Origin of the sequence: Brucella pecoris (genome assembly GCF_006376675.1) — a bacterium.
Lineage (GTDB): Bacteria > Pseudomonadota > Alphaproteobacteria > Rhizobiales > Rhizobiaceae > Brucella > Brucella pecoris.
In genome coordinates this window covers 23,033-33,687 of record NZ_VEWK01000021.1, presented here as the reverse complement: position 1 = coordinate 33,687, position 10,655 = coordinate 23,033, and the positions used below count along the sequence as shown (strand labels likewise).

The window sequence follows — 10,655 nt, the reverse complement described above, 5'->3', positions numbered from 1 at the left end:
AATCAACCCCTAAACCGAGCCGGAAACTCCAATCTTCAAAAGCACAAATAGTCTCAAATCATTCGACGACGGACAGTAATCCAAGTGGATTTTGCTGACTGGCTACACCGCCTTACCATATTTCCCGAAGCATGCGGATGCTGGAGGCTTTCGCGCCCGGCCCAATCCAGACCGATCCGGTCTGAGGTATGGGAAGCTATGCGCGAACGGCCTGAAATCTACAGTTTGGGAGACGTTGGATGCGAATATTTGATATTATTCGGAAGTTTCCGCCGCCACCCCCGCCACCTCCACCTCCCCCGCCGCCTCCGCCAGCAAAAAAGCAGCCGGATCTGAAGCCGGTCTCTACGACACAGACCGAGAAAACACCTACGGAGATTGCAAACGAAATCCATGCCGATCTCGGCAAGGGCAAGAGCATCGACACAATCGCACAGGAGCGAGGCATGACGCGCGAAGCTGTCATGACTGCACTTGGCGGAGAAAAAGCCCCCGAGATTGTTGTCACCCAGGGTCAGAATGGTGACACACGCGTCACAACAATCACCGACAGTCAGGGGCGTACGGTTACGGAGAATGTCGATTATCAACACGGCACCCATTACACCGTGACGACCACGCCTGATGGCGACACTGATACGTCGCCAATTCGTACAGAAAGCGAAAAAAAGCAGGAAACCAGCTACGACTCCGAGACCGGGGTGACGACCACCACAGAAACAGATGATCTTGGTAGTGGTGAGACGCATACCGAGACCAGTTATGACAACGGGACGAAAGTTGAAACGACCGTAAAGCCAGATGGCACGACGCAAACCTTCGTAATCGGTCCAGACGGAGAAAAGGTCGAGCTGGATCCGAAACAATCGGCTCCGGGCCTGCCCGGCGACAAGGGCACTGTAAAGACGGCAGACCAGAACGTTTCCGATACAAAAAACGCTATCGAGAATGGCAAGACGGTCGAGGAGATCGCGCAGGAACGTGGATTGTCTGCCGATCAGGTCCGCGCCGAGTTGCTGGCTGCCGGTGTCGACATCAAGGAGACAACCAGCGGCACTACCACTTCAATAACCCTGACGGACAGCAAAACTGGCGATGAAACGACCTACACCCAGGAGGTTCACGACAACAGTCTTCCCGAAGGCGTACAGGGACCGGTTGCTCCGTCCTATACTGTAACAACGGTTGAAACCAAGGACGGTGCGACCGGCACGACAACCAAGACTGTTACCAATTCACAGACGGGCGTGACCAGCAGAACCGAAACCGATGAAAACGGCCGGATAACGGAAACCACCAGTCAAAAAGGCGCAGACGGCAAAGAAACCACTACAACCTCAGTGACTGCAAACGGCTACACCATGACCACCGGTTCCGATGGTACAGTCACCCTGAAGGATAACGAGACTGGCGACACGATAACACTCGAAAAGGACAGCGCGGAGGCTGCGCTAGCGCAGTCTTTGGTTGAAGCCAATCCCAACAGCACGGACCCCGCCGAAAAGAAGGAAGGCGAGGTCACCAAGGCCTTCGCCGAAAGCCAGCTCGCGGACAAGTTTCTGGAGGCTCAGGAAAAGAGCGCAACCGATGCTACGCAGGCGAAAGATGACGCTATTGATGAGCATGGTATCGTCAATCCGGCTGATCCTGATGGCCCTAAACTTCCCGGCATTGCGGCAACGCCGACGGAAAGGGATGGCGTACTGGACCCGGCTGGCGATCCGCCCAAATATGGCATCCCACCGGGCGAAAAATGGATTGCATACCCCGTCAACGGCCAGTGGATATGGATGCACCCCGATGTCGCCGCTGCAATTCAGGATGAGAATATTGCCCTTTCTCAAGTAACCGAGACCAAGGCACAGATCGGCAGCGACTATGCCGATCTTAACCGATACCTGCTCGACCCTGACTACAAGCAGGCTGTCGAAGCAGCCCAGGCTGGCATAAACGAGAAACTCGAGCCCCTGAGGCTACAGTGGAATGCGGTCAAGCCGGAAGGCACGCTGGAGGACGCCAAGCAACTACAAACCGACGCCCACGATGCCCATACCAAGGCCACTGAGGCGTATAACGCTTACAAAGACGGCAAGACGCTGCTCGACCAGGCGATCGATAAGCGCGTCAACATGGAATACTATCCCGGCCGCAATGACACGGTGGTCGTCGCAGCCGACAGCAATTACAACTTCCAGGATGAGGTCGAAAAAGGTGAAGCTGCGTGGGCAGAGATCAACGACCTAGTTGCTCAGGCCGACGTCAAGAACAAGGCAGGCGACCAGGCGCTTGTCGACATGATGACTCTTACAACCGGGTCGGACAGTCCACCACCCGGCATGCTGGAAAAAAACCAGGAGCCGGTCGAAATCAACATTGGTGATCAGACCCTCAAGGTAGCACCGGATATCGCAGATGCCTACAACGCCGCCGGTGGTGGGATCGATGCACTTGCAAGTGCGACATCGATAGCCGTGCAGGTCAACGTCACGCAGCCCGATGGCAGTGTGAGGACGGAATGGCGCTGGGTCGAACCGCAAGTTGCACTATTCAAGACCCAGACTGATGGCGCCCTGCAACTCAGCGAGGCCTATTCCACCTACTATTCGCAAAAAAGCGGGAAAGCCGACTACGAAGTTCTGGAAAATCAGACAATCGCACAGCAAAGGGAGCGTGCACCGCACCAGTTTGATCCAGACGGGTTTACCGATGCTGGTGGAAAATTCAGCGGCAAGTTCAAAAGTGCCGAAGTCATCCAGAACGCCGATGGACAGTTTGTCCTGGAAATCAAATACGAGGACAAGACGCTCGAGATCGACATCACTGCCGATCCCGACGACAAGAATGCAAGCGATGAGGCACGCAATGGTCCACTTGCCCAGCAATGGCGAGACCTTCAGGCGAATTCCATTCCCACATCAAACGGCGATCAGTGCGTTGCCAATCCCGGCCCACTGGCCGGTTATGAGCAGGCAAAAATCAACGTCAACACTCTGCTCGACAAGCGCGTCGACGTGAACATCGGCGAAATCGACAAGCAGATAGAGGGCATGGAAGCCAAGGTACAGGAGGCGATCGGTCAGTATGGTCCCGGCACGACAGAACCCCCTGCCGGTTTGCTGTCAGATAATCAAACGCCGGTAGAGGTGGATCTTGGCAATGGGCAAACCGTTAAGGTCGCTCCAGAAGTCGCAGAGGACCTTAAGGAGCTGTCAGGTTCTGAAAAACTTGAAGCACTTGCCGGCAGCGGCAAACCGGTGTGGATCGAGATAAGCCCGACACAGGGCGCGCCCAAAGAGGGCCGCTGGGTTGATCCACGCATTGCCAACCTGCAGATCCAGCTCGGCATGCTGAACCAGCAGCGCGATCAGTTGGATGATGTCAAACAAAACATTGCGAGCAATATCGACCGATCGGAATTGCTTTTGTCGGAGCCCGAGCGGTTAGGCACGGACGACACTGATCGCGTGCTTCTTGACAAGGATGAAGACAAAACACTGAACGGTATTTTCCAGCCGCAGTTTCAGGGGCTGCAAGACCGGGGATTTGACGGCAAGTTTAATGAGCGCTCTGGCGAAGAACTGAGCGACTATATCGGTGAAACGACCGGTCTTACCGGAATTGGCGACGCGGAAGCGCGGGACAAAATCATCGATGAAATCCACAACATTGGTGGCGACAGCCCCAAGGTTAAGGCCGTACCGATTTTTTACGTACCTGAAAGTGGTGAAACAAGCCAAACAACATTGTTCGCAATCCAGGACAGCGCCGGCAATACGAAATATGTCGACGCCAATGGACAGAAATTTGATGGGGTCAAAGACTTTCAGGAGAACAACCGCCTGTTCGACGACAGCGGCAAGCTGGTTATTCCCAAAAATCTGGAAATGAAGGAAGGGCAAGACGGTCAGATCGCGCTCGATGTCGTAGATGCACGCATCGTTTCAGCGTGGGACAAGGTTGTTGACCCGGTCGTCGGTCTCGTGGGCACCGGAGCAATGCTCTTGTCATTTTCTCCGCTCGCACCAGTGGCAGCACCAATCGCAATCGGTAGCGGCATTTATCTTGGCGGGCGCGCCGTCATCAGACAGGCTGATTATCTCGATCACGGTGGCGAATGGGGAGATACTGAATCACTGATGAACGTAGCGAGTGTCGCCATGACAGCACTACCTGTCATCGGCAGCAGTATGCGTACCTTCGGCATGGCAGCGCGCACTGAAATGTCATTCGGGCGCTCGCTACAGGCAAATTTCGGCGCAATGCGCATGAAAGATTCAACCTTCAGGCTAGGTGGGCGGACCTTTAATCTTCAGGCCTCGCCCTATGCGGCCAGCGCCCGGTCTTATCTGAACAGTGGACGCCTCATTAACGTCGCCGCTCATGGATTGGAGGGCACAGCAGCCGTCCTTGGCGTTCCGATGATCGCTGTCACGGCAAGCGACCTTCTGACAAACAGCGACAAGATGTCGGGGCTGGAATTTACCAATGCGATCACTGGTTTGGGAACAGGCGTGGTCGGCACTGGTATGGGCGTCAGATCTTTCACCGCCATGCGACCGGTCAAGACCGGCAATGGTGACGAAAGCAGAACGCAGCCGCCAGTGGATGCGACGATTACCAATGCGGCCTATCGCTCGCCCCTCGAACCCGATGGGACCGGGCCGACCAGCTCCATCAACACAGGCCAGACTCCGGCCGTCAAATCCGGCAAGGCACCCACAACGATCCAGTTGATCGACGAAACCGGACAACCAATTACCGCGACTGTGCTCGGTCGTGCACCGAAAAATCCCGAGAATATCTATGTAACAGCCAAAGGCGGATGGACACCTCGAGGCGACGAACCCCAATATAGCAACAAAAGTCACAGCATTGTCTGGGACGGCAAAGATGCCTATGTTGTGCCATGGATCCGTGGTGCCTCGTCCAACCATCAGCCATCCGCGCCCCGTGGTCCGAGCCGCACGCAACTACAGGCCACTGCACCTCGCAATATCGACATCGGGCAATTGGAGCCCAAGCATGTCCCGTGGTTGAAATCCAATCAAGTTGCAGGGTTCACACCCAAACAATGGGCCGACTTCAAGCAGGCCGGTTTGCAACCTTATCTGACCCGTAACCAGCTACGCGGAATTCCGGAAGGTCGTGTCAAATATATCGACGCTGGAATATTGACGCAGAACCAGATCAAGTCACTTACCCACGGCCAGATCGCGGCCTTCACCGGTCCGCAATGGAAGGCGTTCAACAAGTCAGGCTCGCAGACATATCTCACCAAAACCCAGCTCAGCTCGCTTCCAGACAAGCAATTCAAGCAGCTCGATATGGCCGGACTCGACGGAAAACAGGTTCCGTGGCTGTCCGCAAAAGGCCAAGTGGCGGGAATGACAAACGGCCAATGGAAGGCATTCAATCAGGCAGGCCTGCCGGAATACATGACCCAGGGGCAGACCCGAGCCATTCCGATAAACCGGATGGCAAGCCTGAATGTTTCGTCGTTGAAACCCAGACAGATATCGTGGCTCACACAAAAGCAGTGGGAGGCTTTCAATCGGGCGGGGCAGCAAAAGAACCTCACCGAGCCCCAGATCAAAGCAATTTCACTGAAGCGCGTCCCTTCACTTGGCATTTCGGGCCTCGAGCCACAGCAGTTCGGCTGGTTGAGTAAAGCCCAATTCGGCGCATTGAGCACGCGGCAGGTACACACGATGTCGGGACCACAATTGCGGTCCGTGCCAGAAAGCAGCGTCGGATTGATTGCTCCGCGGCTTAAGCCTGAACAACTGCCGGAACTGACCACTCCCCAGATGGAAGCAATAACCAGCACACAAAAGCAGAAAATGAGCGCAGAACACAAGTCAATGCTCGAAGGGCTTATCTTTGCGCGTAATCTGACCGGCGATGACATCACCAATATGTCGCCAATGGGCTGGAAATCACTCAACGAGCACCAATGGCAGGCTCTGACTGGCGATCAGTTGCGAGCTATTCCGGAAAAACGGGTAAAGCATATAAATCTTGGCGCTCTCAAGCCGGAGCAGTTACCTGAATTCACGACCGCACAGTCGCGCAGATTTACACCGGGACAAATGGCAGGGTTGAGCAAGGAGCAACTTGGAGCATTTACCTCGACTCAGAACGCCATCTTCAGACCGGTACAGACAGCGGCGATCAAACCTGATCTCCGAGCAGCGCTCAATGGCTACAAACCTGCATCGCGTCCTGTACAGGCAATAGCGAGGATGCGGGCTGCGGGGATTGGCGATTTCGTATTGACAGGAGTCGGTACTGGAACATTTGCCATAGTCATGCCGCTTCTTCCGGCAAATGCTCAGCTTGCGATTCATGCCAGCAGTTACGGCGCACGTGCCGCGACCCAGGTTCTGATGGCTTTGCCTATCAAACAGATGGACGTAAGCCATCCTTTTGGACGCACAGTACGCGCCGTCACGGCGCTGAGCTATCTACCCAATCAGGTCTATGGCGGCATTCCAGGGACGATCGGGGCACCTTATAGCTTCTCTTCCAACCTCTCCAGCGGTCTGTTCACAGTCAGCAATGTTGCCTACGGAGCCAAGGCGCTTCGAGAGGCGCGCACTGGCCAGAGCGCCTTCACCAAAGCAGATAAGTATCACTTGCCTTCCTATGCGGCTGGCAGTCTCTTACCGTTTTTGGGAGGGGAGGTTAAGCCTCTCGACGCCGCCGCCAACTCCATGTTCGCTTTTGGCTCCGGCTGGTTATGGGCAAAGCAACGTGGCAAAGCCGGGTGGGGTGGAAATTTGACGACGGCTGATCGTTGGATCTACGGCGTCACGTTCGGCGGAGGTTTGGCAATATACAGTTTCAATGCTTTTGCGAAACTGTTCGGAGATGGCGAAGATAACTCTATTCCTGCCGTAGATACCAAAACCGAACCATCGGGCGAGCCTCCCGAGATAGAGCAGCCGGAGAAACAACCAGAAGAAAAACCTGAACCTAAACCCCAACTGGTGGTGATCGCGCCGGATGGGCTTAACGTCAGGGAAGCGCCAGGCGTCGACAGTGAGAAACTCGCTACGTTTCACCCTGGCTCGCTAGTCGATGAGAAAGGGGAACGCCATACAGACAAGGCAGGTAATCAATGGGCCTTGGTGGATGGTTTTGCGGCAGATGGCACGGATAAAACCGGGTGGGTACTCGCAGATTATGTCGACATCCATCCATCCGGCGATCAGGACAGCCAGGGCCGCTTCAATCCTGACCTCGACAAGCAGGGATATACGGCCATTGTTGTGGACACTGGCGACAACATTGTCGTCATTGCCAAGACAAACAATAGAGACGTGTCGGAAACCGTTGCGTTAAATCTTGGGCACATTACCGATCCAAGCCTGATCTTTAAGGGTGACCGCGTTTATCTGCCTCTGCAGGCGGTGGGCTGACAGGCAGACCTTCAGCCATTGTCGTAAGAGACTGACGGTCGATTATCATTACGCTAGGCAATGTGAAGACCGTATATTAGCACCACTTATTAAATGAAGATGCGCTGTGCATTTATCTTCAATAGACCGTTCGAACTGTTGGAAATACAGCATTTCCTGATATATAAAACAGCATCGCAGTGGCTTGCTGCGTCTCTGGGGGCAGCAATGGCACTACTTACTTTAAAAACTGGACTTTTGCGTGCGCCGTTTTCGCGACGCAAGAAGCACCTGCTCTGGCTTTCTTCCAGCGTTGTCTCGACCGCGCTCGGCTTTCCGTTTTCGGCTCACACCGAAACCTGGACGAACAACACATCACCACCGTTTTGGAGCAACGCAGCAGCATGGCAGGAGGGTACTGTCCCTAACGCCCAGGGAGCCGCAGCAACATTCATCGCAGACAGTTTTACGAACCACATTATTAATCTTAATAGCCAGACATTCACCATCGGCGAGCTAAACCTGACCGGTGCGGTCAGAGGTGGATTTAATTTCTCTAACGGGACATTGATCCTGTCTGAGACGAGCGGAAGTGCTACCGTCAATGTATCTACGCATAATTTTGCTAAAGATTTTGGCGGGTCCAGTCCGGTAGACGTCCAACTCGCATCTGATGCCATTTTGAATACGATAGGCTCTGATTCAACACTGAAATTCGACGAAAATGCTTCCATTTCAGGAACCGGAGCCTTGATAAAGCAGGGCTTGGGGACGGTTTATCTCGACGGAGCCAACACTTATTCGGGTGGCACAACGATTTCAGCGGGCACGCTCATCGCCAATCACGAGAACGGCAGCGCGATCATTGATGCACTGGGTACAGGACTGATCACCCTTAACGGGGGACGGTTACACTCCGCTCTTGGACATTCCACGCTCAACAGTTATCTCGTTGAGAGAGGCACAACGGGCACGATCAGTACTGCAACAGGCACTAAGCTTTGGCTCAATGGTGGCGCGGGTCAAAGCTTCACTCTTCAGGGCAATCTGGTGATCGGAACGAGTGATGCAACCGGTGACGTGGTTATGGACGTCATCGGTACGAATGCAGCTCCAGCCTCGACAATTACAGTCGCATATGGACGCCTTGTTGACGGTAACCGTTCATTGGGAAATCTTACGGGCTTCACTGGTGCAACGCGCGTTGCCGCAGGCGCAACAATCGATTTCTCTGCCTATGGCGGGGTAATTCGCAACTTGCAGGATGCAACGCCAGGAAACGGCGGCACAGTGTCCTGGGCCAGCGATCGACTTTATGTATATGGCGGCAATTTCTCGGGTCAGTTCTTGAACCCGCTAGGTGGTGAGCTCTTCAAGGGGGGCACTGATACGCTTCTCCTCAATGGTGACAGTTCAGGCTTCACTGGCACGACACAAGTCGCAGGCGGCAAACTGATCGTCGGTGATGTTAACAATAGCAGCGCTATACTCGGCGGCAATATCTCCGTCTTATCCGGCGCCACCCTTGGGGGTTTTGGCTCGGTCGGGGAGACTACGGTTCAGTCAGGCGGTATATTGTCTCCAGGCAATTCCATTGGCATATTGACTGTCGATGGTAATCTGACGCTCACGCCCGGCTCAATCCTCGAGGTCGAAATCGCTGCAAATGGCCCCTTGAATCGCCGCTCCGATATCGTGGGTGTCACAGGCTTGGCCACTATATCTGGCAGTACGGTTTCCGTTACTGCCATCGACCCCAAAGCCAGTTATCAGAGCGGACAAAACTATACCATTATGCATGCTGACGGTGGTGTCAGCGGAACTTTTGACACTGTTGTCTCAAAATCCGCCTTTCTCAATTTGACCGTGAATTATTCGCCCAAAGATGTTCTTCTGAGTATCGCCATTAAGGAAGACCCGGCGGAACCATCCAACCCCGGCACGCCTGAGCCTGAAAAGCCTACCCCTCCCCTTTTCGCGAAGGTCGGAGAAACAAGAAACCAACTGGCAACAGCTAGAGGACTGGATACGCTGGCGCAGACGGGTTCGTCACTTGCACTCTATAACAGCCTGCTGATGCTGTCGACCGAGGAGGCCCGTGCGGCCTTCGATAACCTCTCCGGTGAGGCTTATGCGTCCACCAAAGGCACGCTGATCAATGACAGCCAGTTCGTCCGCAATGCGGCACTCGGTCGTTTGCAGCAGGCTTTCGGCGGCGCTCCGGCTGTATCGATCAATGCCTTGTCTTATGCTCCTTCGCAAAAGGCTGGCTCGGCCCCTGCCTCTGCCATCGACGCCGTTGCTCCCGCCAGCATTGCTTCGGCACAAAACCTCTATACTGCCTGGGGCTATGCTTATGGTGCATGGACAAGGCAGGCTGGCGATGGCAATGCCGGTGACACAAAGTCATCCATCGGCGGTTTCGTTACCGGTATCGACGGTACAGTTCTCGACACATGGCGTCTCGGTCTTCTGGCAGGCTATAGCCATTCCAGTTTCAATATGGATGAGCGCTCTTCGTCGGGTAGCAGTGACAACTATACGCTCGGTGCCTATGCGGGAACCGAATGGAACCTCGATAACGGCCATGCCTTGGCATTTCGCTCCGGTCTTGCCTATACTTGGCATAACATCGACATGGATCGTTCTGTCGCCTTTCCCGGCTTTACCGATCGCCTGAACGCCGATTACGATGCCGGAACTTTCCAGGTATTTGGCGAACTTGGCTATAAGCTTCGCTATGACAAGGCCCGCTTTGAGCCTTACGCCAATCTGGCCTATGTGCGGCTGAAGACGGATGGTTTTGGAGAAGAGGGCCAGACGGCAGCCGCCCTCTCGGTCAACTCCGACACGACGGATACCAGCTTCTCGACACTCGGGCTTCGCGCATCGACCGAATTTACTCTGGGAACGATTGCGACCATGGCACGAGCCGACCTCGGCTGGCGTCATGCCTATGGCGATATTACGCCGGTTTCTACCGCAACCTTCATAGGCTCGGATGCCTTCACGGTATGGGGTCTTCCGATTGCCGAAGACGCCGCCCTCCTTGAAGCAGGGCTTGATTTCCGCCTGACCGAAGACGCCACGCTTGGCCTGTCCTATAATGGGCAGTTCGCATCCGGCACCAAACAAAATGGTTTCAACGCAAAACTCAGTGTGAGTTTTTGATTTGACGCCAGGAGATAGCCGCTCCATTGGCGGCCATTTCCAGGAGCGTCCTCCTTATTCCAGCGGGGAACGAGGTAAAACAGG

The 10,655-nt window shown here is 54.7% G+C and carries 2 protein-coding genes; both read left to right on the top strand.

The window, feature by feature from the left end; translation table 11 throughout:
• Nucleotides 1-239 precede the first annotated feature (239 nt).
• Nucleotides 240-7,421: a DUF4781 domain-containing protein gene (locus FIB18_RS23105; RefSeq protein WP_140023140.1), complete on the top strand. Its 7,182-nt coding sequence runs from the start codon at nucleotides 240-242 to the stop codon at nucleotides 7,419-7,421.
• A 207-nt stretch (nucleotides 7,422-7,628) separates the two neighbouring features.
• The gene (locus FIB18_RS23100; RefSeq protein ID WP_158295739.1) at nucleotides 7,629-10,571 is read left to right on the top strand and encodes an autotransporter outer membrane beta-barrel domain-containing protein; all 2,943 of its coding nucleotides are present in this window, start codon (nucleotides 7,629-7,631) and stop codon (nucleotides 10,569-10,571) included.
• Nucleotides 10,572-10,655: the final 84 nt, after the last annotated feature.

What these genes read in the sequence shown, in the direction of transcription:
- FIB18_RS23100 (WP_158295739.1), top strand. Translation starts at nt 7,629, where the DNA reads ATGGCACTACTTACTTTAAAAACTGGACTTTTGCGTGCGCCGTTTTCG.
- FIB18_RS23105 (WP_140023140.1), top strand. Translation starts at nt 240, where the DNA reads ATGCGAATATTTGATATTATTCGGAAGTTTCCGCCGCCACCCCCGCCA.